This is a genomic window from Enterobacter cloacae complex sp. FDA-CDC-AR_0132 (assembly GCF_003010695.1).
Classification (GTDB): domain Bacteria; phylum Pseudomonadota; class Gammaproteobacteria; order Enterobacterales; family Enterobacteriaceae; genus Enterobacter; species Enterobacter ludwigii.
In genome coordinates this window covers 2567259-2590261 of record NZ_CP027618.1, presented here as the reverse complement: position 1 = coordinate 2590261, position 23003 = coordinate 2567259, and the positions used below count along the sequence as shown (strand labels likewise).

Here is a 23003-nt window from a genome sequence, read left to right as displayed (position 1 = left end):
CAACTCCCTGTATTAGCTAAATGTATTGGTGACTTCCTGCAGTTCCTGGCCGTCCAGCTCACGCTCAAAACTGCGTAAACGTTTATAGATGGACATCAGTTCCACCAGCGTGGTCCAGGAGCTGATCAGGTACTGAAATGAGCCACGCACCTGACCAAAAACGTTTGTTATCTGGGTCATCAGACCGAGCGTAATCGTACCCGCAACGATGGACGGGAACAGCAGGAACAAACCGAAAACGTTATCGACCTGCAGATACAAAATGCGCGCAATATTGAAATACATATAGTGGAAGTAGAGACGGAAGTAGTTGCGACGCACGGCACCAAACAGCTCGCGTACGGTTGGTGGCGAGGCACGATTAGCATCATCTTCACCGTAGACCAGCTCTTTACGATAAGCCGCTTCCACGCGTTGATTTTTAAACTCCAGCCCCGGCAGCTTAATCCCGACCACCGCCAGCAGCCCCGTCCCCATCAGAGACCAGACAATCGCCGCAATCACCAGCCCATACGGCAGATGACCGACAACAGGCAGATCCGGCACGTGAGCCGAGAGCGTCACCAGCACCGGCAGGAAGGCAATCAGCGTCATGATGGCGTTGATAAAGCTGACGCCCATGTCTTCAAGGGTGGAGGCAAAACGCATGGTGTCTTCCTGCACACGCTGTGCTGCACCTTCGATATGACGCAGGTGTTGCCAGTGCGCCATATAGTGTTCGTTCATCGCGGTACGCCAGCGGAAAACGTAGTGGCTGACGAAGAAATTGTTCATCACCCCGATCACCACCGCAATCAACGCGATACCGAGGAAAATGCCCACCTCATGGTAAAACTGGTTAATGGTTACCTTATGCGGCGAACTCAGCGCGGTCTGGATAAGGTCGTAGAACGGGGCATACCAGGCGTTTACTGCCACCCCCACTTCCACCAGAAACCAGGTCACAAAGATAATCAGCGAGGTTCCCAGAATCGACCAGTATTGCCAGCGGTGCGGCGCATAGACAAACCAGAACAGGGCAAACAGGCCAACGCATACCATGTAGTAGGCGTAAAACAGCAAATAGCTAAGCGACCAGAAGCGAGCGGCGCTGATCGGGACGTCACCCGTTGCACCCGTTATGCGGGCCAGCCACGCCCCGCCGCCAGCCTGCCAGAAAATGACAGCGATCAGTGCCCAAATAAATGCCGACAGGAAAAAAGGCCCCGGCTTTGGGAAAAAAGACTTAAACATAATGCTTCCTTCTTGTTGTTATGGCTGTTGCTGTGCTCAACACATCACCACACGAAAATCTCGCCTGAGCCAGACGGCGCAGGCAAAAAGGTCAGACCCGAGGGTTAATTATTAGTTCGCTTTCCAGTTTTCGAGAATTGTTTCGGTGCGTTTCACCGCGAGAGGATTAGCCGGCGCAATAAAGTCACGCCAGACGTCGTTGTAATGATTAATCAGAATGGGCGCGTCGGCTGCCGGACGATTAGCCGTGGTATGGGCATCTTCCGCCACGGTAATGTGATAGCCACGGCTGACCCCGTTCTTGATGGTCGCGTCGACACAGTAATCGGTGGCACAGCCGCAGATGACAAACTCGCGAATACCTTGCTCGCGTAACACCGCTTCAAGTGCGGTGTTATAAAATGCATCGCAGGCAGTCTTGGTGACGTAAAGCGCGTCAGCGGGCTGATGGAGTTCAGGCAGCAGCGCAAACCCTTCGCTCCCCTCTTCCAGACCGCCTTCACCGGTATGCTGAATAAAAATCACCCGTTCGGCGGCCTGCGTGAGCTGATTGATAAGCGAAACACATTTTTCGCGCTGGTAACGCGGCGTTGCAAACACCCCTTGCTGCATATCGACAACCATAACCACACGCTTCACTGACATATCGTTCTCCGCAAGATTGAGTGACACTGGCCTCTATCATACGGCCGATGTCACAAAATGGGAGACTGGTCGCCAGGAAATTATGCTTATTTACCCATGGTTACGTTTTTCTCGCTATCGTTATGCAATTCGGGGCATTGCACCGTGCGCTTTAGTAGTATAAATACCCATTACTTTTCTCATTCAATTCATGGATGCTTTTCGTTGAAACGTTGTCTGCTCTCTTTTGCCGCGCTGTGTGCGGTGAGCTTCTCCACCGCCCAGGCAGCTCAGCCGCTGACGGCCCCCGTTTTGGCTTCAGATATTGCCGATCGCTACGCGAACCTTATCTATTACGGCAGTGGCGCGACCGGGATGGCGATGGTGGTCATCGATGGCAACCAGCGCGTATTTCGCAGCTTTGGCGAAACGCGACCGGGAAATAACGTTCACCCGCAGCTGGATTCCGTGATCCGCATTGCGTCCTTAACCAAGCTGATGACCAGCGAAATGCTGGTGAAATTACTCGATCAGGGCGTGGTCAAGCTCGACGATCCGCTCAGCAAATATGCGCCGCCAGGCGCACGCGTTCCAACCTATCAGGGCACGCCCATCACGCTGGTAAACCTTGCCACCCATACCAGCGCGCTGCCTCGCGAACAACCCGGCGGCGCGGCGCACCGTGACGTTTTTGTCTGGCCAACGCGCGAACAGCGCTGGAACTACCTGAGCACCGCCACGCTGAAATCGGCCCCGGGTTCACAGGCATCTTACTCAAACCTGGCGTTTGACCTGCTGGCAGATGCGCTCTCGACGGCAGCAGGCAAACCTTACCCGCAGCTCTTTGAAGAGCAGATAACGCGCCCGCTCGGCATGAAGGACACCACCTTTACCCCTTCTCCGGATCAGTGCCGACGCCTGATGGTGGCAGAGAAAGGCGCAAGCCCGTGTAATAACACCCTGGCAGCCATCGGCAGTGGCGGGGTCTATTCAACGCCAGGCGACATGATGCGCTGGATGCAGCAGTTCCTCTCATCAGATTTCTATGCGCGCAGTCACCAGGCCGATCGTATGCAGACCCTGATTTACCAGCGTAGCCAGTTGCACCGCGTGATCGGCATGGACGTACCGGGTAAAGCCGACGCGCTGGGCATGGGCTGGGTCTATATGGCACCCAAAAATGGCCGACCGGGCATTATTCAGAAAACCGGTGGCGGCGGTGGATTCATCACCTATATGGCGATGATCCCGCAGTCCAACGTGGGCGCGTTTGTGGTCGTCACCCGCTCTCCAAATACGCGTTTCGTCAATATGAGCGATGGCATCAATAACCTGGTGGCTGAGCTGAGCGCCAATAAAGCCCAGGTGCTCACCGCCTCCATCCAGCCTTAATATTCCGTGGGCAAACGGTTGATACTGACCAGTTTGCCCCGGCTCATATTGATGTAGTTGCCTTGTCGCAAAGCGGCGAGCACTTCGGCAACGACAGAGCGTGAAATACGCGTGCTTTGCTGTATATGATTCATCACACCAATTTTTGAACGCAGTGTTTCATCCCACTCGGCCATATTCAGCAGCATTGCGCGGATCTGGTGATAGGAGTTATTTCCCACCAGCTGTCTGTCGCGTTTGCCCAGAATGTAATTTATCCAGGATAACCAGCAAAACGCGTCTTTCCAGAGCGAATGCTGTTGAATGAGTTGACGGGTGGTCGCCGCGGGCAAATAAAAACCGGTACAGGCCGTTTTGGCAGTGACTCTGTATTCCTGACTGTGATTAATCACTACGGCAGACAGGCCAAAAATAAAAGGGGCTGACGCAATGCCAACCAGCAGATCGTCTGAATGACGATAAACTTCAATAACGCCGGTCTGGAATACGTAGGTACAAGGCTCACTCCCCTTGCCCGAGGTAATTAATTGCTGTGGAGCAGATTTAAACGGGGTACTGGCTGCTATCAAACATGCTTCGAGCCGGCTTAATTCAGAAAGTGGTTTCGCATTAACGTTCATGCAGACCTCAAGACATCCGTATTTGTCGGTTCACTATTATTTTTTATTGTCATCTATAAAAAAGCGGGGGCTTATCCCCCGCTTTTATTCATTACCAGGTATATTTCACACCCAGATTTGCGCCCCAGTTCTGGTCAACGTCACCGCCGCCCAGATAAGTGGCATCAGTGTAAGCACTGAAGTTCTTCGTAAAGCTAAACTGGGTACCCAGACCAACCCGCACTGCGGAGCCTTTCACGCCATTATCAATGCTGTCACCGTTAACATCGGCATCGTTACCAGCGTCGTCATAGACATAAGCGAGTTTGAAGTAAGGCGTAAGCGCCTGGTCACCGCCGTAGTTAAAGGTGTAACCGGCATCCACACCCGCTTCGTAACGCAGGCTGTCATAGGATTGACTATCCATGCGCATGTCGTTGCTGAGGCGATAGTCATCACCGGACTGGAACAGACCCGACACGGCCGCGTATGGCGTCACATAACCAGAGAGGTTTGGTTTCCAGTCATAGCCCAGTTTCAAGCCAAAACCAACGGCGTCGGTGGTGGTGTTACCGTCAACATACTGACCATTGCTCATGGTCGCGGAGAGATCGTTGTTGAATCGGGTGTAGCTCAGGGAACTGTCGATGAACAGATCGTTCGCAAACTTCGCGGACGCGTACATCATTGCCGTCTGGCTGTCCTGATCCACCTGACCGGTGCGATCGCTGATATCGCCTTTGGCGAAACCTGCCGCGCCACCGACGATCCACTTCGCATTATTACCGTCAATCAGGGTATCCAGACCAACCATGATACCGCTCACGTCCTGATCGTAGCTGATAACGCCATTATCGCCGTCGAAGTTGCCGCCAACGTAGCTTACCCATGCGCCGCCGTTATCCGCCAGGCCATGACGGCTGTTGGTCAGACGCGCACTAACTGCATCCTGCTGCAGATTCCAGATGTTGGTGTTGGCAGACGGGATGCTCAGCGCCATGTTGGCATAATCGGTCAGCGCTTGCTGTTGTAGAACAACAGTGTCGCCTTTCTGCTGCGCCTGATAAGTATATGCGCCTAAATCGGCTTTATTTGCCGCAGTGAAGCTGGCGCGGGTCTCCGTGTTGTTGTCATAAACACGGATAATCTCCTGGCCTTTATAGTCAGCAACAGAGCCGGCGCCGGTGGCGTTGTCGATACGCACGGCGTAATTCCCTGCCACGTCACCATTCACGGCCAGATGGCCGTCAGCGTTGAGTGCCACAACGCCGTAGTCGTAATCGGCTTTGCTCATATCATTGGTGATATAGCGGGCGTTGTTCAGATCGCTGTTCAACACGTAATCACGGCTGGCCACGTTCAGCACGCCGCCATCCGTCAACACCATATTGTGCGTATCCACCTGGCCGAGGCCGAGAGACAGCTCCGCACCGTTGTCCACGGTAATGGTATTGGCATACAGCTCCGCGGTTTCCTCTGTCAGGGCCGCACGGCTGTCGCTGTCCAGATAGAGGCTGTCGGTTGCCACGGCACCCTTGTCACCGATGTTCAGAGATGAAGCATTGGACAGGGTGATGGAATCAGCCAGCAGGCCCGAGTTTTCAACATTGACCTGCGAATGATTATTCACCGTCAGCGTGTCGATGTTAGAGAGCTTACGGGTATCCCACTCAGAGCCGTTATCCAGCGTGACGTTGAACAGACCGCTCTGATAGACCGCTTCACCCGCGACATGTCCATTATTGTCGAACGTGGAATCCGGCCAGATGCTATCTGGAGAGAGGGTGCGCCAGTCAACGTCACTGTAGCCCTGGCCATACATCTGCGCGGTGCCGATGGCCTCAACGCTGGACTGCGCTGCGCCGACCCATTTGCTGCCATTGGTCAGCGTGACGTCCAGCTTATCGGTGTCATCCCAGCCGTTGGTGGTTGGGTTGTATATACCGTCAGCCGTCGTATCGGTTGCCGGATCGCCGTTCGGGTAGAAGTTGTTATCGAAGGTACTGGAGAACAGGATATCGCCGGTGATCGTGGAGTGATCGAACATGGCGGTGGTCTGCATCGCGTTGTCAGACGCGCTGGCAGCAACAATCAGCGCCGCGTCGTCAGCCGCAGTGGCATTGGTTTCACCGTAATCACTCGGCTTCGCGGTTTGACCATAGAACCCGCTGGTGCCCAGGTCACTGTATGCGCCAGAGGTCAGCACCGAGTCTTTCACCAGCAGCGTGTCGGTAAAGACATTGCTGCTGTTCGCCACACCTTCCACACCGTCATACGGGGTATTATCCCGTTCCTGATACCCCTGAGTCAGGGTAATGCCGGCGATGTGAGAGTTATTCTGAATAACAATATCCGATTCCACATCCAGGGTAATTGCATTGCCCAGCGCATAGGTGTCCAGATAGTGCGTTTCCGTATTTTCCCCGTTCACAACGTTATACGCATAATGCTCGTAAGTATCATTGATCGTGGAGTTATCGACGGTCAGGCTAAAACGGTCGTATTGAGAATGGGTTGTGCCGTCCGTATCCACGCCATCAGCACATGACGCGGTCATGCATTCTGAAGTGATCATGCCATTAATGGTGCTGTTGGAAATGCTCAGCGCATTCGCCCGCCCATTGATACCATCATCCAAATAATAGGTTGATATAACACCATTCACGGTGGATTTATTAATCACCGGATAAATATCACCATCGTGCGTCGCATCAGAGTAATCCCAGTCAGCGTAACCATAATACCAGGGAGCAGCTGCCGTATTATCATATCCGAAGGTATTATATGTCGTACCAGAAATATCCTTCGCATTGGCCTGAGAAGCGATAGCCAGGGTGCAGGCTAATGCAAGTTGTGATACAACCAGTTTCTTTTTCCATGTTTGCATTGGGTCATCCCTCCTCAGGGACGTAAGCAAGTTTGTCCATCTAACGATTTTGCAATACTTAATTGCGGAGGGAATTATGCATTTTCAATCTGAAAAGGTTCAATGAATCATTCCATTAAGTCCGCATTCAGACAAACAACATGAAAATAATGCAGAAGCGATACAATGCCATCAATAATCATTATAAAACAGGCAGTTAAAACACCCCTTATAAAGATAAAAAATATAATAAAAATAAATAGATCATTTTCAATGATATATTTACTTCATCATAGAAATAAAACCAATATTTCGTGAACAATTAACGCAGTGGAAGGGAGGATATTATTGATCGCGTGACGCGTTGGCATCGGGATTTCCCCCTCGACAAAATGCCCACTTTGGTAAAACACCTTCTTTCACTTTGAGGTACACTAACCCTCTTTGTTCCACAAACCTCAGGCATACCATGACCGATTTAATTGCTCGTCCCCGTCGCCTGCGCAAGTCACCCGCACTACGCGCTATGTTTGAAGAGACAACACTGACCTTAAACGATCTGGTGTTGCCGATTTTTGTTGAAGAAGAGATTGACGACTACAAGGCCATCGAAGCCATGCCTGGCGTGATGCGCATTCCTGAAAAGCATCTGGCGCGTGAAATCGAACGTATCGCCAATGCAGGGATCCGCTCGGTGATGACCTTCGGCATCTCCCATCATACCGACGCCACCGGCAGCGATGCCTGGAAAGAGGACGGTCTGGTCGCCCGTATGTCGCGCATTTGCAAAGAGACCGTGCCGGAAATGGTCGTGATGTCCGACACCTGTTTCTGCGAATACACCTCTCACGGCCACTGCGGCGTGCTGTGCGATCACGGTGTGGATAACGATGCTACCCTGCTGAATCTTGGTAAGCAGGCGGTGGTTGCTGCTGCTGCGGGTGCTGATTTCATCGCGCCATCGGCTGCGATGGACGGGCAGGTGCAGGCTATCCGCCAGGCGCTGGATGCTGCCGGTTTTACCGACACGGCCATCATGTCCTACTCCACCAAATTTGCCTCCTCTTTCTACGGCCCGTTCCGTGAAGCAGCCGGTACGGCGCTGAAAGGCGATCGTAAAACGTATCAGATGAACCCACTCAACCGTCGGGAAGCTATCCGTGAATCCCTGCTCGATGAAGCCCAGGGCGCAGACGCCCTGATGGTTAAACCAGCGGGAGCCTATCTCGACATCCTGCGTGATATTCGCGAACGCACCTCGCTGCCGCTGGGCGCGTACCAGGTCAGCGGCGAGTACGCGATGATCAAATTCGCCGCCATGGCGGGTGCGATCGATGAAGAGAAAGTGATCCTGGAAAGCCTGGGTGCGATCAAACGCGCGGGTGCGGATCTGATCTTCAGCTACTTTGCGCTGGATCTGGCTGAGAAGAAAATTCTGCGCTAAGGCGCAACGGTGCCGGGGGGCGGTTTCGCCTGACCCGGCCTGCTCTCCCTGCCTCACGAAACTTCACCAAACTGCAATACAACCGACATCTCCCCCTTCTACTGTCATCGCAAGACGGCAGGAGGAGTGATCATGTTTAGTCTCGATAGCGTTCTCGATGACCTTTGGCCTCAGGCGAGGCCGGCACCCTGGCAAAAAAGTCTGTTAAAAAGGCTGTTTTACGAAGAAGAATTCCAGCAATTTGCCGCAGCACACCGCCACCTGAAAGGACTGGATATGGTGGAGCAAGTTCTGGAGCACCTTGATATTCTCTGCACCGTTTCCGCCCGCGATCTCGAACAAATCCCCGAACATGGCCCTCTGGTTATCATTGCCAATCACCCGACAGGTACTCTGGACGGGCTGGCGCTGATGTACGCCGTCTCGCGCGTGCGACGCGATGTCAAAGTCGTGACCAACCGGATGCTGACCCACCTGGAGCCGCTAAGCTCGCTGTTTATCCCGGTCGATAATATGGGCGGCAGAACGGCAAAAACGTCGCTGGTACAGATGGAACAACATCTGCAAAACGCGGGCGTGCTGATCTTCTTCCCGGCGGGTGAAGTTTCCCGGCCGACGCGAAAAGGCATTCGCGATAAAAAATGGCACTCGGGATTTATCAAACTCGCCACCAAACTGCGCGCCCCGCTGCTGCCGGTACATATTCAGGCGCACAACAGCCTCCTCTTTTATGCCAGCACGCTGGTATCGCCGACGTTATCCATGCTGCTGCTGATGCAGCAGATGTTCCGCCGTCGCCATAGCCAGCTGCCGATTACAATCGGTCAGCAGATTGCCTGGAGTGACTGGTATAGCGCCACCCTTTCGTCGCGTGAGATGGCCGAAAAGTGCCGTCAGCACGTGATACGTCTTGGCAAGGGAGTGCCTGGCGTCTTTAAAACCCAGTGCGCCATTGCCCGTCCGGAAGACCGGGCTACGCTAAAACGCGAGCTGGCGCAGGCTGAATGTCTGGGCAAAACCGGCGATGGAAAATCCATCTATCTCTGGCAGCGTAACGGCCAGGAAGAGGCGCCACTGCTACGCGAACTGGGCCGCCTGCGTGAAATTGCGTTTCGCGCGGTGGAAGAAGGGAGCGGTAAGCGCCGGGACACTGACAGCTACGATGATGATTATCTGCATCTGATCTTATGGGACGATGAAGATCTGGAGATTGTCGGTGCGTATCGCTTTATGCCCACCGCCAGACAAGTGGAGCGTCGGGGGCCGGAAGGACTGTACAGCTACAGCCTGTTCCACTACGACGACAAAATGCAGGATGTGCTGGAGCACGGCATTGAGCTCGGGCGCAGCTTTATTCAGCCTCGCTACTGGGGACGCCGCGGTCTGGACTATCTGTGGTCAGGCATTGGTGCCTATCTGGCGCGTTATCCCCGCTACCGCTATCTGTTTGGTCCGGTCTCAATTTCCGGAGGCTTACCGCCTGCCGCGCGGGATCTGCTGGTGGCGTTCTACCGCCTCTGGTTCCCGGCAAGCCATCCGCTCGCGGCGTCACGCCAGCCCTACCCGGCATCGCTTCCGGACGTGCTGGCGCAGTTTGGCGGCGTGGATTATGTCGACGATCTGACGAAGCTAAAATCCCTGCTCGGCAATCTGGGCTGCGGCATTCCGCCGCTCTACAAGCAGTATTCCGAGCTGTGTGAACCGGGTGGCGTACAGTTTATTGATTTCGGGAGCGACCCGGCATTCAACAACTGCGTTGACGGCCTGGTGCTGGTGGATTTGTGTTATCTGAAGGCGAACCGCTATCAGCGCTATATTGAGGCGCATTTGTAACCCTGCTTTCCCCTCTCCCGTCGGGAGAGGGTCAGGTGAAGGCATCAGCCCGCACGGTAAAACGGTTTATCCCCTAAAATCGTCGCCCGCTGCATAATCCGACGCTGCGGCAGATAATCCGCGTTCGCATAGTGTTGCGTCACGCGATTGTCCCAGATCGCCAGATCGTTCTCCTGCCAGCGCCAGCGCACCTGAAATTCCGGCCTGGTGATATGGGCAAACAGGAAGCTTAGCAGCGCATCGCTCTCTTTTTCCGTCACGTCTACGATCCGCGTCGTAAAGCCTTCGTTCACAAATAATGCCTGCTTACCGGTCACCGGGTGCGTACGCACTACCGGATGCAGCAGCGGCGGATGTTTCGCGACCGCGTCCTGCCAGCGCAGATGTTCCTCTTCGCTTTTCCGGTACTTGTACTCCTGGAAGGATTTTTTGAAGTCATGTTCGGCCCGCAAGCCGCTCAGCAGCGTCCGGAACGGCACGGACAGCGCCTCGAAGGCGGCGATACCGCTGGCCCACAGCGTATCTCCACCGGTGTCCGGCAACAGTTTCGCCGCCAGTATCGCCCCGGCAGGTGGCGTTTCGATAAACGTCACGTCGGTGTGCCAGTTGTCGTTGTCCGGCGGATTATCGTTATGGGTATCCAGCACGATGATCTCCTCCACGCCTTCCGCATGGGGATAGACCGGGTGGATATGCAGATCGCCGAAGCGCAGGGCCAGCGCACGCTGCTGCTGCGGGGTGATCGCCTGTTCGCGCAGGAACACCACCTGATGGCGCAGCACCGCGTGGTACAACTGCTCGAACTGGTTATCGCTCAGTGGACGGGTCACGTCCAGGCCGGAGACCTGCGCACCAATATATGGCCCCAGCGGGGTGATGGTCAGACGTTCACTCATTGTATTTCTCCATGCCAGGGCGTCAGACGTCGCTGTAGCGCGCGCAACCCCAGTTCTAATCCAAAGGCGATCACGGCGATCACCGCGATCCCTGCCAGCACGACGTCAGTCGCCAGAAACTCTCCCGCCGACTGCACCATAAACCCTAATCCGCGCGTGGCGGCGATCAGCTCAGCCGCCACCAGCGTTGACCAGCCCACCCCGAGGCCAATGCGCAACCCGGTTAAAATCTCCGGCAGCGCGCCCGGTAAAATCACAAACAGCAGCACCTGAAGACGGCTGGCACCAAGCGACTGCGCCGCGCGGATACGCACCTGCTGTGCACTCTTCACCCCAGCCAATGCCGACATAGCAACCGGGGCAAAAATCGCCAGATAAATCAGCAAGATTTTCGAGGTTTCCCCGATGCCAAACCAGATCACCATCAGCGGCAGATAGGCCAGCGGTGGAACCGGACGGTAAAGCTCAATCAGCGGGTCGAGAATACCGCGCACCGTAGGGCTCAGCCCCATCGCGATACCCACCGGGATGCCAATCACTACCGCCGCCAGCAGCGCCACCAGAATACGCGCCAGACTGGCACCTAAATGCTGCCAGAGCGTGGCATCCATAAAACCCTGCGGCCCGGCGATAGTGATGAGTTTCGCCAGCACCTGTCCCGGTGGCGGAAGGAACAACGGGCTAACCCACTGTTGCGCTGCCACCGCCCACCAGACCGCGAGCAATACCAGCAACGTGCCCGCACTCAGCGTGATCTGGCGAGAGAACGGCCAGCGTAACGCGAGACGAGGGCGGCGCGTTTTTTCACTGAAGACAATGCTCATGAGAATGCCTCCCGTTGTTCAAATACGCGGCTTAAAACATATTCGCGCTGTTCAATAAACAGCGGATCGGATTTGATACTGCGGACCGGTTCACCGGCCACATAGCGACGGGCAAAGCTGAGCGGCAACCGCTCCAGCACACGACCCGGCCCCGGCGAAAGCAACACCAGTTCGGTCGCCATAAACACCGCCTCTTCGATATCGTGGGTAATCAGCAGTACCTGCTTGCCCGTTTCGTGCCACAGGCGCAAAAGCAGCGTTTGCATCTGCTCACGGGTAAAGGCGTCCAGCGCACCAAACGGCTCATCCAGCAGCAACAGCTGTGGGTTTGCCGCCAGCGCGCGGGCAATCCCGACCCGTTGACGCTGGCCACCGGAAAGCTGCCAGATAAAACGTTTTTCAGCGCCCTCCAGCCCCACCTTTTTTAGCATCTCACGCGCGGTCGCCAGCCGTTGTTCACGGTGAATCCCCGCAAGCTGCAGGCCGAAGGCGACGTTTTCCTGCACGTTGCGCCACGGAAGCAGCCCTTCACTCTGAAAGACCACGCCGCGCTCTGCACCCGGACCCTCGACCCGTTTCCCTTCCAGCTGGATGGAACCCTGCTGATACGGTACAAACCCGGCGATCAGATTCAGCAGCGTGGTTTTGCCGCACCCGGACGGACCCAGCACGACCAGCAATTCACCGCTGTCCAGCGTCAGGTTGATCTCCTCCAGCACAGGTTTACCGCCGTAATCAGCAGACAGATTTGTAATATTCAGCATCGCTTCCCCCTTATTTCACAAAGCGATCGGTCACGTACTGGCTGTAATCTGTCGCCACCGCAGGCACTTTGCCCTGCTCTTTCAGAAACGTAGCGGTATCGACAATCGCTTTATTGACCGGCCCATTGAGCTGCTGGACCTGTTGTGCAGGCGTGAGATAGGTATTGCCTTTCACCAGCCCCGGCACGTCCGCTTCCGGAACGCCGCTCAGGCGCGACAGTTTTTCCAGATTGCCCGTCTCTTTCAGCCACGCATCGGGGTTGCTGAGATAAGGCTGTTGGGCGTCAATGGCGCTTTTAGCAAACGCCTTCACCACGTCAGGGTGTTTCTCCGCGAAGTCTTTACGCACGACCCACACGTCAAGCGTCGGCGCGCCCCACTGCCCCACCTGTTCGGAATCGGTCAGCACGGTGCCGTCTTTTTCCAGCTCATTCACGGCAGGTGCCCAGACGTAAGCGCCGTCGATATCCCCACGCTGCCAGGCGGCAATAATTGCGGGTGGCTGCAGGTTGATGATCTGCACCTGGCCCGGCTTGATGCCCCAGTGTTTGAGCGCCGCCAGCAGGCTGTAATGGGTGGTGGAGATAAACGGCACGGCGATGCGCTTGCCAATCAGATCTTCCGGCCGGGTGATGTTTTTCTTCACGACCAGGGCTTCAGAATTCCCGAGCTGTGACGCCAGCAGGAAAACCTCAACAGGCACCTGCTGGCTGGCAGCCACTGCCAGCGGGCTGGAACCGATATTGCCAATCTGCACATCGCCGGACGCTAATGCGCGCACGACGGCCGCCCCGCTGTCGAATTTACGCCAGTCCACCTTCGCGCCGCTTTCTTTGGCGAAGGTGTTATCCGCCTGCGCAACTTTTGCCGGTTCCGCAGAGGTTTGATACGCGACGGTAACGTCTACCGCCTGTGCCTGAAATGCCCACAGCGCCAGCGCGCCGAGAAGTGTAATTCGCGATGAAATTGCCATTGTGACTGCTCCCCTTGTTGTTATGAGGGCAGTATTTCCGGCGCAGGAATTTTGATAAAGGAATAAAAAAGAATCGTTAATTCCGATTCGTTTTTAGAAAAAAAGTGGCAAAGGATAGTGAATTTTGTGAGGTTTATTCTGGCTCCCTCTCCCGACGGGAGAGGGATGAGGTGAATGCATCAGACGACACACGGCATCAGCGCTGCGCCTTTAGCTCCGCAATGTCTTTCGGCGTGGTCCGGCAACATCCTCCAATCAACTTCGCCCCGGCCGCCAGCCACTGGGGTAAATAGCCCGCCAGCGTTTCGCAGGCTTCGCCATGGTGATGCCAGGTTTTGGTCACGGCGTCATAATGCTCCCCCGAATTCGGGTAGACCACCAGCGGCAGTGCGGTGAGGCTGTGAAGATGTTTCAGTGCCGCGGTGGTATTTTCCAGCGCGATACAGTTGATCCCCAGCGCCACAATTTGCGGATAGCGTTCCAGCGCAGAAATCACCTCGCGCAGCGGCGTGCCGTCGCTGAGGTGCTCGCTGTCACGCAGGGTAAACGAGAACCATCCCCGGGCCCGGGGATACTCGGCAAGAAGCGCCGCCAGCGCCTTGATTTCAGCAAAGGATGGCAGCGTTTCGCAGGCCAGCAGATCTGCCCCGGCATCCAGCAGCGCTTCCACGCGCGGGCGATGGAAATCGGTAAACGCTTCTGCGCTTCGCACGTAGTCACCGCGATACTCAGAACCATCCGCCAGGTATGCACCATACGGCCCAACCGATCCCGCGACCAGCAGCGTGCCTGCATGAGGGTTTTCCGCGAGATACGCTTCGCGCGCCTTACGCGCCAGCTCCACGCTTTTGCCAATCAGCGCACGGGATTGCGCCTCATCCAGGCCTCGTGCGGCAAACCCCGCAGGCGTGGCCTGATAGCTGGCGGTGATCGCCACCTGCGCGCCCGCCCGGTAGTAGTCCAGATGAACGTCGCGGATAAGATCCGGGTTTTCAACCAGCACTTTGGCAGACCACAGGCTGTCTGCAAGATTACAACCGCGCGCTTCCAGTTCCGTCGCCATCGCGCCATCCAGCACCACAAATGGCTGTTTTTCAAGGATGGCGGTAAGCGGATTATTCTGCGACATGTTCAGGCTCCTGCGATGTCATGTTTCGGGTCAGGTAGTAGGCACCATAACACAGGGCAACAAACGGAAGCCCGCAATAAAGGGCAATACGCTGACTCGGGTCAAACGCCAGACCAACACAGGCCACCACGCAGAGGATAAAGCCGAGCACCGGCACCAGCGGATACCACGGCGCGCGATACTGCAGAGCGGAAAGCGGCTGACCAGACTGAAGATGGCGACGACGGAAGACAAAATGCGACGCGCAGATGCTGATCCAGACCGCCACCACAGCAAAGCCTGAGATGGCGGACAGTGCGACAAACACCGTGTCCGGTGCCACCACGCTTGAGAACAGCGCCAGTACGCCGCCAAGCATTGAAACAGAAATCGCCGTCATGGGTACACCGTTTTTATTAACGCGCGCAAAGCAACGCGGCAGCGTTTTTTCATTCGAGAGTGACCAGAGCATGCGGCCAGAAGCGTACAGGCCCGAGTTCGCCGCCGACAGGATGGCCGTCAGGATCACGAAGTTAAAAATATCAGCCGCGTACGGAATACCGACCTTTTCGAACACCAGTACAAACGGACTTTTTTCCACGCCCGCCTGATGCATCGGGATCAGCGCGGCCAGCACAAACACGGTACCAATAAAGAAGATGATCAGCCGGGCAATGGTGGTACGAATGGCAACCGGAATCACCTTGTGCGGGTTTTCCGTCTCACCCGCCGCGATACCGATAAGCTCTGTCCCGGAGAAGGCGAAGTTCACCGCGACCATGGTCATCAGGATGGGCAGGCCGCCGTGCGGGAACCAGCCTTCGGCGGTAAGGTTGGTTAAGCCCGGCGCGGGAGAACCGTCCTGCATCGGGATAAAGCCAAACACCGCAGCGCCGCCAAGAATAATAAAGGCAATAATGGTGATGACTTTCACCAGCGAGAACCAGAACTCGCCTTCGGCAAAGAAGCGCGTGGAGATGACGTTAAGGCCGAAGATCACCACGCAGAACACCACGCACCACGTCCAGACGGGCACCTGCGGGAACCAGTACTGCATACAGAACCCGGCGGCGGTAAAGCTCGACCCGAGCGCCACCGTCCAGGTAAGCCAGTAAAGCCACGCCACGGTATAGCCTGTTGCCGGGCCAAGATAGCGGGCGGCATAGACGTGAAACGCGCCGGTTTCCGGCATCGCAACGGAAAGTTCGCCCAGACACTGCATCACCAGCCAGACCACCAGCGCGCCAATCAGGTACGCCAGCAGCGTTCCCGCGGCCCCGGTCGTTGAAATGATATAACCAGTATTGAAGAATAGCCCTGTCCCAATGACCCCACCCAGCGAGAGCATAATCAGGTGGCGTGTTTTCATGGTGCGCTTAAGCTGCCCATTTTCTTGTTGTGTTTGCATATTACCTTCTATACGTATGGACATCTAAACATCCAAAGAAGGTGTGTTATACCGCGATTGTTAAGAAAAAGCTAGACGACCAGACGTAATCGGGCGCGCCGCGCGCTGAGTCTGGGGTGGGTTGTGAGGATCACATACAGGAACGGACGCCAGGCCATAAGCACCTCCGCAAGCAGATACTTACAGCATGGCGCGGCCCCTGGCGTTCTTCGGTCAGTCGAAAGTGGTATCCGTAAGGAGCGGGTTCATACGCGGGATTTTACAGTGGCGCAATTCTTGGTAAATCCCTCAATCAGTTCTATAGTCGACACAGTTTCATCGTTACAGGATCAACTGATGCGCTTTAACGGACTGACCAAAGGTTTCTTTATCTTCATACTCGCCCTTGTCACCTGGGCTTTCTTCGACGTGCTCTCCCCCTACTTCTCCGCGATTTTATGGGCCGCCATTCTTACCGTTATCTTTAACCCGGTAAAAAACAAGCTGCGCGCGGCGATGGGCGATCGCAACGGACTGGCTTCGCTGTTAACCATCGGCATTATCTGCCTCATCGTCTTTATCCCGTTGATGGTGATCTTTTCATCGCTCGCCATTGAACTGAACGTGGTGTACACCAAGCTGCAAGCGAACAACACCCAATTCCCGGAAGTGGTGGCGAGCATCTTTAACCACCTGCCAGGCTGGGCCAGCGGCTTCCTTGCGGACCACAACCTGACGAACGCGGCGCAAATCCAGAAAAAACTCTCTGATGTAGCACTGCAGGGCGGACAGTATCTGGCCGGCAGCGCGTTTCTGATTGGTAAAGGGACGTTTGGCTTTGCGATCAGCTTTGGCATCATGCTTTATCTGCTGTTCTTCCTGCTAAAAGATGGCCCGTATCTGGTACGCCAGATCCTTGATTCGCTTCCTCTGTCTGATTTTGCCAAACAGCATCTGTTCGCCAAATTCGTCGGCGTCTCGCGGGCAACGGTAAAAGGTACGGCGGTAGTGGCGGTGGTTCAGGGCACGCTCGGCGGGATTGCATTTGCCATCGCTGGTATTGACGGTAGCGTACTCTGGGGCGCGCTGATGGCGTTCCTTTCGCTGGTTCCGGCCGTCGGCTCGGCCATTGTCTGGGTGCCGGCCGCCATCTTCCTGTTCGCCACGCATCAGCTCTGGCAGGGTCTCTTTATCGTTGGCTTCTTCGTCATCATTGTCGGGCTGGTGGACAATATCCTGCGTCCATTGCTGGTGGGGAAAGACACCAAAATGCCGGACTACCTGATCCTCATCTCAACCCTTGGCGGGATGGAGCTGTACGGCATTAATGGCTTTGTGATTGGGCCGCTGATCGCCGCGCTGTTCATCGCCTGCTGGAACCTGTTCTCCGGTCGCGATCACGCGGGTAACGCCGAAGAGCTGGATGCGGATTTCATCGAGGAAGGAAAAAACCCTCCAGATTTGTGATGATATGACGATAAAGACCACACCAGGCGGCACTGTGCCGCCTTTTTTTTCGCCTTAAATCAAACGTTTTCTATAATTTGAAAGAACGCCATCCTTCTCATGTCGTAAAAGGATCCACAGGTGCGAATCGCAACGATAACTAACTGGGCCTATGGTGCCACGGTCTGCCTGACCCTTGTCTCAGGCATCATCATGCTGATGGCATCCAATGCCGACACCGTGGAACGTCACGCCGTTGAACAGCGGCAGCGCTTTGATGAGCTGACGGAGGATATTGAAACCGACGCCTGGGCGCAGTCCGATTTAGCCCGCCTGTACGTGATAAAAAAAGATCCGCAAACCCTCAGACAATACAGCCAGTCAGAAAACAACCTGAAAAATGTCGAGCTGAGGCTGGATAAACTGCGCGATAACGGCGCGTCTGATGAGGAGCTGGCCCTGCTGCGGGAAGGTCTCAAGATTATCGATGCGCTACAGGATGAACAGCAGACGGCCCTCACCAATACAGAACGGGGAGAAGGTGCCCAGGCCATTGCCCTGCTTTATGGTGCCCCCTATGAGCAGGCGCTGGAACGCGCGCAAAACCAGATTGATCACTTTCGCCAGATCCTCGACAAGCGGGTGATTGCGTCCGTGCAGGATGCCACCAAAAAATCGAAAGCGCTGCGTACGGCCTCTGAACTGATGGTTGGCCTGACCGCCCTGCTGTTTCTGTTTGTCCTGGGCTTTATCCTGAAACGCCGCGTGCTGCGCCCCGTGGTGCGTCTGAGCGACGTGGTACACCGTCTGGCGTCGCAGGATTACGCCGTCGAAACGCCGAATTTTAATCAGATTGATGAGATTGGCGATATGGCGCAGGCGATCCGTATTTTTCGTGAAAACGGCCTTGCCCGGCAACGGCTGGAAAAAGAGCGCGACGCCGACTGGGCTGTCCGCGAACTGCTGGCCCGCATGACGCAGCGGCTGCAAGGGTGTGAGAACTTTACCGATGTTATCAACGTGGCGGAGCTGTTTGCCCCCAATATCGCCCCGGGGGTCCCTGGCCGGCTCTATGTCCTTGACCGCGATCCCTGGCAGATGCGCTGCGTTGCCCAGTGGCTCTCCCCCACGGGAGAGGAGATGACGTTTCATCCTGACGAATGCTGGGCAGTAAGGCGTGGTCAGAGCCATCCCCCGTTCAGCGGTAAGCCGGATATCGCCTGCTATCATCTGCCAGAATCACTGGCGTATCGTTCGCTGTGCGTGCCGCTCATTGCCCAGGGCGAGGCCATTGGTCTGCTCTCATTCCAGAATATCACCGCGGAAAATGCCCCTGCCCGTGCTTATCTCGAACTGATGGCCGAAGCACTCGGTCTGGCGCTGGCAAACCAGCGGCTACGCGATGCGTTGCTTGAAAAAGCATTGTTCGACCCGCTGACCGGCTTGCGTAATCGCCATCATCTGGAAGATACGCTTCATACCCAAATGACACAGGCCATTCGTAACGGCGAACCACTGAGTTGCATGATGATCGATATCGATCACTTCAAGAGCATTAATGACCGGTTTGGCCATGAAGCGGGTGATCAGGTTATTAAAAGCGTAGCGACGATTGTTCAGCGGGCTACCCATGACAACGGAATGGCTTTCCGCTACGGCGGGGAGGAGTTTTTAGTACTGCTTTCCGGTGCTGATGAAGAAGAAGCGCATGACTGTGCTCAACAGATTTACAACGGCGTACAAGGGTTGTCGCTACGTTATGGACTCACGGAGATTGGGCCAGTCGATGTTTCGATTGGTATCGCCAGCTATCCGCAGCACGCCCAGAGTGACAACCTGCTGCGTGCAGCCGATGTGGCTTTGTACCGGGCTAAAGAACTGGGCCGATCGCGGATTGTAAGTTTTGGGATGCTGGAGGCGGGCTAGACGTCATGTTGCGCCACTGATGCTTTCCCCTGTTCATGAGCGCGTGATAGCCCAAAGCACCACGATACCCAGCGCATTACTGCGTTTTTCAACATATAAGGTGTTATCGAGTTGATAGTCGCCCATCGGGTGACAAATACGTATCTTCTCTTTCAGTTCAGGTTCATATACTTCAGCCCCTTCACAATTATATCTGCCTACAGATTTATATTTGTAAGGAGCACTCCAGGACGACACTTTCCCATCCAGTAAATAAACCGCCGTAAAGACGACGAAAATGGCGAGAGGCATGCTGATAATAAAGGTGCCAATGAACACTTTTAGACGCTCAGAAAACGGCCAACCTTTCAACCGTCCCTTCCAGATAAAAATGACCATCAAAGCCAGCGACAAGAGCAATGAGCCGGTCGCGATGTATTGCATTGCGAGAGCGTTAATAAATGTCACACGGTAAATTTCTACGCGCCAGGTAATAAAACAAATTACCAGCGTCAATACCCCAACAATCGCTGGAATCAAAAACGAATAAGACGTTTTTTTCATATTGCACCCTTCCCTTGTCGTTATTGCGTGGTCAGGAGATCAATCATCGCGCGGGTGGCAGCGGACTGGCGCCGGTGTGGCGCGAAGATCACCGAGAACGGCCGCGAGCGTCCGCGAAGGTGAGGAAGCACCTCCACCAGCTGACCGCGCTGTATCCTGTCCCGAACGATAAATTCATAGCTCTGGCAAATCCCCATACCGTGTTCAGCCAGGGAGACGACGCCAAGCACATCATCCGATGTTTCGATAGGTGAAACGGGTAGCCAGTCCACATCGCGTTCGTCTTCCCGAAACACCCACGGAGCGATGCGACCGGTGCGCGGCAAAATAAACGGCAGACACATGTGTCGGTGCAAATCATCCAGCGTTTGCGGAGTCCCCATCCTGTGAAGGTACGCGGGTGATGCGACCAGCAGCAAAGCGGCATCCTCCAGTTTACGCGCGACTAAACCACTGTCGGGCATCTGACCCAAACGAATCGCCAGATCGAACCCTTCAGCAATCAGGTCGACGTTGCGGTTGGTGATGTTCAGATCCACCTGAACGCGCGGGTAGTGTTGGGAGAATCGCGCCAGCAAGGGCGGCAGGCGATAGTGCCCGTAGGTAGTCGGTACACTCATGCGCACGCGTCCGGTCAGGTCGCCTTCCTGGCCCTGCCCATCACGTTCGGCTTCATCCAGCAGGGAAAAAGCAGAGCGCGCCTGCTCCAGATAGACTCTCCCTGCCTCGGTCAGGCCTACCCGACGGGTGGTTCGCTGTAAAAGCTGTCGTCCCAGACGCGTCTCAAGGCGCGAAACTGCACGACTCAACACCGAGGGCGTGGTGGACAGGGCGACGGCAGCAGCAGTAAATGAGCCGTGTTCTACGACAGCGATGAAGACCTCAACATCGCCAAGATAATCGAATTTTCTGCTCATTATGCTCTTTCAGGAACAAATGTTTTTCAATTCCGCTAATTTATCTCCAGTTGGGCGATGAGTAAAGTGTGCGCATTCATCACCAGAGGGTAAAATCATGGATCTTCAACTCACCGGTAAGACAGCACTCGTTACTGGCGCAACCGCGGGGATTGGTCTGGCCATCGCCCGCACGCTGGCGCGCGAAGGCGTGGCCGTCACCATTACTGGTCGTGACCACGCGAAATTGCAAAACGCCGTGGCAGACATTACCGCCGCTCAGCCTCAGGCGCAGGTCACCGCCATCGTTGCCGACCTGGCAAGCGCTGAGGGGGCAAAAGCCCTGATCGCGGCCTGCCCTGACACCGATATTCTCATCAACAACCTGGGCTTTTATGAAGCCCGAGACTTCGCCGACATCACCGATGATGAGTGGCTGAACATGTTCAACATCAATGTCATGTCCGGCGTTCGCCTGTCACGGCATTACTTCCCGCGCATGCTGGAACGCAACTGGGGCCGGGTGATATTTATGTCGAGCGAAGTCGGCGCGTTCACGCCGCCAGACATGGTGCATTACGGCGTCAGTAAGTCGGCGCAACTCGCCGTTTCGCGCGGTATGGCCGAACTCACGAAGGGGACGGGCGTTACGGTCAACAGCGTACTGCCTTCAGCGACCCGCTCCGACGGCATTATCGAATACCTGCGCCAGACCGCGCCTGCACCGGGTATGACCGACCAGGAGATCGAAGCGAATTTCTTCCAGACCTACCGCCCCAGCTCTCTTATCGCGCGAATGATCGATGCTGATGAGATAGCCGCGATGGTCGCGTTGCTGGCAAGCCCGTTGGGCGCTGCCTCTAACGGTGCTGCGGTGCGCGTCGAAGGCGGCACCTTCCGCTCCATTCTTTAATGCAGCAGCCGTCATGACCTGAGGGGAATCAGTGTCCCCTGCTTTCCCCTATTTACCGGAGCATAGAAATGTTCAAACGTACCCGTAATATGTCCGCCATCGCGATGGCAATGTTGTTCTCTTTTGCGAGCGGAGTCAGCGCAGCAAACCAGGCCCCTCTTGAGCGCTGGCGCAGCTATACCGGCGTAACCTGGAATACGCCTGAGAAGGGGGAAACGCCGACGCCGTTTTCCGGCTCGGTTAACGCGCCCATCGCAGGCATCCACTTTGATACAAAGGGAAGAGCCTTTGTCAGTACCCCTCGACTGGTTTCAGCCGGTGCGCCCGCGACGTTAAGTATTCTTGATACGACCGTGCAGACCGGACCGGCGCGCCTCACGGCATTTCCGTCCCGCGAGGGTAATGCGGTGGAAACCGCTCCCGACCAGAACCTGCGTAACGTGCTTGGCTTCTATATTGACCGTAAGAATGGCTGGTTGTGGGCCCTGGATATGGGGTTCGTCGCGGGAGAAGCGGAATCCCCCGTGGGTTCGCAGAAACTGATGGTGCTGGATCTGAATACCGGCCGCACGATCAAACGCATTCCACTGGATGGCGTGGCAGACCGCAAGGCGAGTTTCCTCAATGATGTGGTTGTTGATGAAACGCGCCGTGTCGCTTACATCTCCGACAGCGGCTCGCGCAGTGCGCCTGAGAACCGCGTCGGTCTTATCATCGCCGATTTCGCAACCGGCACTGCCCGACGTGTGCTCGACCGTCATCCAGACCTGCAGATTGAGCCGGGTGTGAAAGTCGTCTCGCACGGGGCTGAAGTCTGGCCAGGTCATCCATTACTGATTGGCATCAACGGTATTGCGCTGTCTCCGGATACCGGCACGCTCTACTGGACGGTGACAACAGGGACCCATGCGTTTGCGGTACCGACTGACGTTTTGCGAAAGCCTGGTGCTGACGATACACAGATTGCGGCGCAGATCCGGGATCTTGGTTCGGTGGGAGGCAATACCGACGGTATCGTGACCGATGCCGAAGGCAACCTCTATATCACCGATGTGACACACAACGGTATTGTCAGGTATGAACCGAAGAGCGGCTCAATGACCCTGATGGCGTCAAACGACGGCGTACACTGGCCGGACACGCCGGCCATCAATCCGAACGGGGATCTGATCTTTACCTCCAGCAGCCTGAACGACCATTTTGCTGGCGCGGTCAAACCTGGCCAGGAGCGCTATGACGTATGGCGTTTACCCCTGAAGGCGTTGCAGGATAAGCACCAGTAACGCGACTGCGCATGCTCAGCACTGGAAACACTACACGCTCACAGGGACTCTCC

19 protein-coding genes are annotated in these 23003 nt (G+C 55.6%); 7 read left to right on the top strand and 12 right to left on the bottom strand.

Annotation, left to right across the window (positions count from 1 at the left end; all coding sequences use genetic code 11):
- Window positions 1–12: 12 nt before the first annotated feature.
- Together sbmA and AM379_RS12495 are read right to left on the bottom strand one after the other, a co-directional pair.
- The gene (gene sbmA, locus AM379_RS12500) at window positions 13–1233 is read right to left on the bottom strand and encodes a peptide antibiotic transporter SbmA (RefSeq protein ID WP_025205008.1); all 1221 of its coding nucleotides are present in this window, start codon (window positions 1231–1233) and stop codon (window positions 13–15) included.
- A gap of 111 nt (window positions 1234–1344) precedes the next feature.
- Window positions 1345–1878 carry an isochorismatase family protein gene (locus AM379_RS12495; protein ID WP_025205011.1) on the bottom strand — a complete coding sequence of 178 codons (534 nt, stop codon included), beginning with the start codon at window positions 1876–1878 and terminating at the stop codon, window positions 1345–1347.
- Between the two features lie 204 nt (window positions 1879–2082).
- On the opposite strand from AM379_RS12495, the gene ampH reads away from it, so the two are divergent.
- Entirely contained in the window at window positions 2083–3249 is a 1167-nt protein-coding gene (gene ampH, locus AM379_RS12490; protein WP_020885249.1) for a D-alanyl-D-alanine-carboxypeptidase/endopeptidase AmpH, read from the top strand.
- Here the strand turns inward: ampH and AM379_RS12485 are convergent.
- Both AM379_RS12485 and AM379_RS12480 read right to left on the bottom strand, forming a co-directional pair.
- A complete protein-coding gene (locus AM379_RS12485) occupies window positions 3246–3869 on the bottom strand; it encodes a helix-turn-helix domain-containing protein (protein WP_014168808.1) in 624 nt (207 codons plus the stop codon). The two genes, ampH and AM379_RS12485, sit on opposite strands and share 4 nt — an antisense overlap.
- A gap of 91 nt (window positions 3870–3960) precedes the next feature.
- Window positions 3961–6735, bottom strand: a complete 2775-nt coding sequence (locus AM379_RS12480) for an autotransporter outer membrane beta-barrel domain-containing protein (RefSeq protein WP_106503753.1) — start codon at window positions 6733–6735, stop codon at window positions 3961–3963.
- A 448-nt stretch (window positions 6736–7183) separates the two neighbouring features.
- Here AM379_RS12480 and hemB point away from each other — a divergent pair, with 448 nt between their 5' ends.
- Entirely contained in the window at window positions 7184–8158 is a 975-nt protein-coding gene (gene hemB / locus AM379_RS12475) for a porphobilinogen synthase (protein WP_020885251.1), read from the top strand.
- A 132-nt stretch (window positions 8159–8290) separates the two neighbouring features.
- Window positions 8291–9991 carry a lysophospholipid acyltransferase family protein gene (locus AM379_RS12470; RefSeq protein ID WP_106503752.1) on the top strand — a complete coding sequence of 567 codons (1701 nt, stop codon included), beginning with the start codon at window positions 8291–8293 and terminating at the stop codon, window positions 9989–9991.
- A gap of 44 nt (window positions 9992–10035) precedes the next feature.
- On the opposite strand, the gene tauD is transcribed toward AM379_RS12470, so the two are convergent.
- The 6 genes from tauD to mmuP all read right to left on the bottom strand — a co-directional run bounded on the left by tauD (window position 10036) and on the right by mmuP (window position 15964).
- Window positions 10036–10887 (bottom strand): taurine dioxygenase, encoded by an 852-nt coding sequence (tauD, locus tag AM379_RS12465; RefSeq protein ID WP_014168804.1) that lies wholly within the window; start codon window positions 10885–10887, stop codon window positions 10036–10038.
- Window positions 10884–11711, bottom strand: a complete 828-nt coding sequence (gene tauC, locus AM379_RS12460; RefSeq protein ID WP_014168802.1) for a taurine ABC transporter permease TauC — start codon at window positions 11709–11711, stop codon at window positions 10884–10886. Before tauC ends, tauD begins: the two co-directional genes overlap by 4 nt.
- A complete protein-coding gene (gene tauB / locus AM379_RS12455; protein WP_047355624.1) occupies window positions 11708–12475 on the bottom strand; it encodes a taurine ABC transporter ATP-binding subunit in 768 nt (255 codons plus the stop codon). The genes tauC and tauB overlap by 4 nt, the downstream gene beginning before the upstream one ends.
- A 10-nt stretch (window positions 12476–12485) precedes the next feature.
- Window positions 12486–13448, bottom strand: a complete 963-nt coding sequence (gene tauA, locus AM379_RS12450) for a taurine ABC transporter substrate-binding protein (RefSeq protein WP_014168800.1) — start codon at window positions 13446–13448, stop codon at window positions 12486–12488.
- A gap of 196 nt (window positions 13449–13644) precedes the next feature.
- The gene (gene mmuM, locus AM379_RS12445; protein ID WP_050737469.1) at window positions 13645–14577 is read right to left on the bottom strand and encodes a homocysteine S-methyltransferase; all 933 of its coding nucleotides are present in this window, start codon (window positions 14575–14577) and stop codon (window positions 13645–13647) included.
- A complete protein-coding gene (gene mmuP, locus AM379_RS12440) occupies window positions 14564–15964 on the bottom strand; it encodes an S-methylmethionine permease (RefSeq protein WP_025205021.1) in 1401 nt (466 codons plus the stop codon). Before mmuP ends, mmuM begins: the two co-directional genes overlap by 14 nt.
- A gap of 336 nt (window positions 15965–16300) precedes the next feature.
- Here mmuP and AM379_RS12435 point away from each other — a divergent pair, with 336 nt between their 5' ends.
- Both AM379_RS12435 and AM379_RS12430 read left to right on the top strand, forming a co-directional pair.
- On the top strand, window positions 16301–17410 hold the full coding sequence (locus AM379_RS12435) for an AI-2E family transporter (RefSeq protein WP_020885256.1): 1110 nt from the start codon (window positions 16301–16303) through the stop codon (window positions 17408–17410).
- Window positions 17411–17530: 120 nt separating this feature from the next.
- A complete protein-coding gene (locus tag AM379_RS12430; RefSeq protein ID WP_106503751.1) occupies window positions 17531–19315 on the top strand; it encodes a diguanylate cyclase in 1785 nt (594 codons plus the stop codon).
- Window positions 19316–19348: 33 nt separating this feature from the next.
- Here the strand turns inward: AM379_RS12430 and AM379_RS12425 are convergent, their stop codons facing one another.
- The gene (locus AM379_RS12425) at window positions 19349–19858 is read right to left on the bottom strand and encodes a hypothetical protein (RefSeq protein WP_020885258.1); all 510 of its coding nucleotides are present in this window, start codon (window positions 19856–19858) and stop codon (window positions 19349–19351) included.
- Window positions 19859–19878: 20 nt separating this feature from the next.
- Window positions 19879–20775, bottom strand: a complete 897-nt coding sequence (locus AM379_RS12420; RefSeq protein ID WP_086532891.1) for a LysR family transcriptional regulator — start codon at window positions 20773–20775, stop codon at window positions 19879–19881.
- Between the two features lie 97 nt (window positions 20776–20872).
- Here AM379_RS12420 and AM379_RS12415 point away from each other — a divergent pair, with 97 nt between their 5' ends.
- Both AM379_RS12415 and AM379_RS12410 read left to right on the top strand, forming a co-directional pair.
- Window positions 20873–21667 (top strand): SDR family NAD(P)-dependent oxidoreductase, encoded by a 795-nt coding sequence (locus tag AM379_RS12415; protein ID WP_020885260.1) that lies wholly within the window; start codon window positions 20873–20875, stop codon window positions 21665–21667.
- A gap of 68 nt (window positions 21668–21735) precedes the next feature.
- Window positions 21736–22950 (top strand): L-dopachrome tautomerase-related protein, encoded by a 1215-nt coding sequence (locus AM379_RS12410; protein WP_106503750.1) that lies wholly within the window; start codon window positions 21736–21738, stop codon window positions 22948–22950.
- Window positions 22951–23003: the final 53 nt, after the last annotated feature.

What these genes read in the sequence shown, in the direction of transcription:
- AM379_RS12480 (WP_106503753.1), bottom strand. Translation starts at nt 6,735, where the DNA reads ATGCAAACATGGAAAAAGAAACTGGTTGTATCACAACTTGCATTAGCC.
- hemB (WP_020885251.1), top strand. Translation starts at nt 7,184, where the DNA reads ATGACCGATTTAATTGCTCGTCCCCGTCGCCTGCGCAAGTCACCCGCA.
- sbmA (WP_025205008.1), bottom strand. Translation starts at nt 1,233, where the DNA reads ATGTTTAAGTCTTTTTTCCCAAAGCCGGGGCCTTTTTTCCTGTCGGCA.
- AM379_RS12435 (WP_020885256.1), top strand. Translation starts at nt 16,301, where the DNA reads ATGCGCTTTAACGGACTGACCAAAGGTTTCTTTATCTTCATACTCGCC.
- AM379_RS12425 (WP_020885258.1), bottom strand. Translation starts at nt 19,858, where the DNA reads ATGAAAAAAACGTCTTATTCGTTTTTGATTCCAGCGATTGTTGGGGTA.
- tauC (WP_014168802.1), bottom strand. Translation starts at nt 11,711, where the DNA reads ATGAGCATTGTCTTCAGTGAAAAAACGCGCCGCCCTCGTCTCGCGTTA.
- tauD (WP_014168804.1), bottom strand. Translation starts at nt 10,887, where the DNA reads ATGAGTGAACGTCTGACCATCACCCCGCTGGGGCCATATATTGGTGCG.
- mmuM (WP_050737469.1), bottom strand. Translation starts at nt 14,577, where the DNA reads ATGTCGCAGAATAATCCGCTTACCGCCATCCTTGAAAAACAGCCATTT.
- AM379_RS12485 (WP_014168808.1), bottom strand. Translation starts at nt 3,869, where the DNA reads ATGAACGTTAATGCGAAACCACTTTCTGAATTAAGCCGGCTCGAAGCA.
- AM379_RS12470 (WP_106503752.1), top strand. Translation starts at nt 8,291, where the DNA reads ATGTTTAGTCTCGATAGCGTTCTCGATGACCTTTGGCCTCAGGCGAGG.
- AM379_RS12495 (WP_025205011.1), bottom strand. Translation starts at nt 1,878, where the DNA reads ATGTCAGTGAAGCGTGTGGTTATGGTTGTCGATATGCAGCAAGGGGTG.
- mmuP (WP_025205021.1), bottom strand. Translation starts at nt 15,964, where the DNA reads ATGCAAACACAACAAGAAAATGGGCAGCTTAAGCGCACCATGAAAACA.
- AM379_RS12420 (WP_086532891.1), bottom strand. Translation starts at nt 20,775, where the DNA reads ATGAGCAGAAAATTCGATTATCTTGGCGATGTTGAGGTCTTCATCGCT.
- tauA (WP_014168800.1), bottom strand. Translation starts at nt 13,448, where the DNA reads ATGGCAATTTCATCGCGAATTACACTTCTCGGCGCGCTGGCGCTGTGG.
- AM379_RS12410 (WP_106503750.1), top strand. Translation starts at nt 21,736, where the DNA reads ATGTTCAAACGTACCCGTAATATGTCCGCCATCGCGATGGCAATGTTG.
- AM379_RS12415 (WP_020885260.1), top strand. Translation starts at nt 20,873, where the DNA reads ATGGATCTTCAACTCACCGGTAAGACAGCACTCGTTACTGGCGCAACC.
- tauB (WP_047355624.1), bottom strand. Translation starts at nt 12,475, where the DNA reads ATGCTGAATATTACAAATCTGTCTGCTGATTACGGCGGTAAACCTGTG.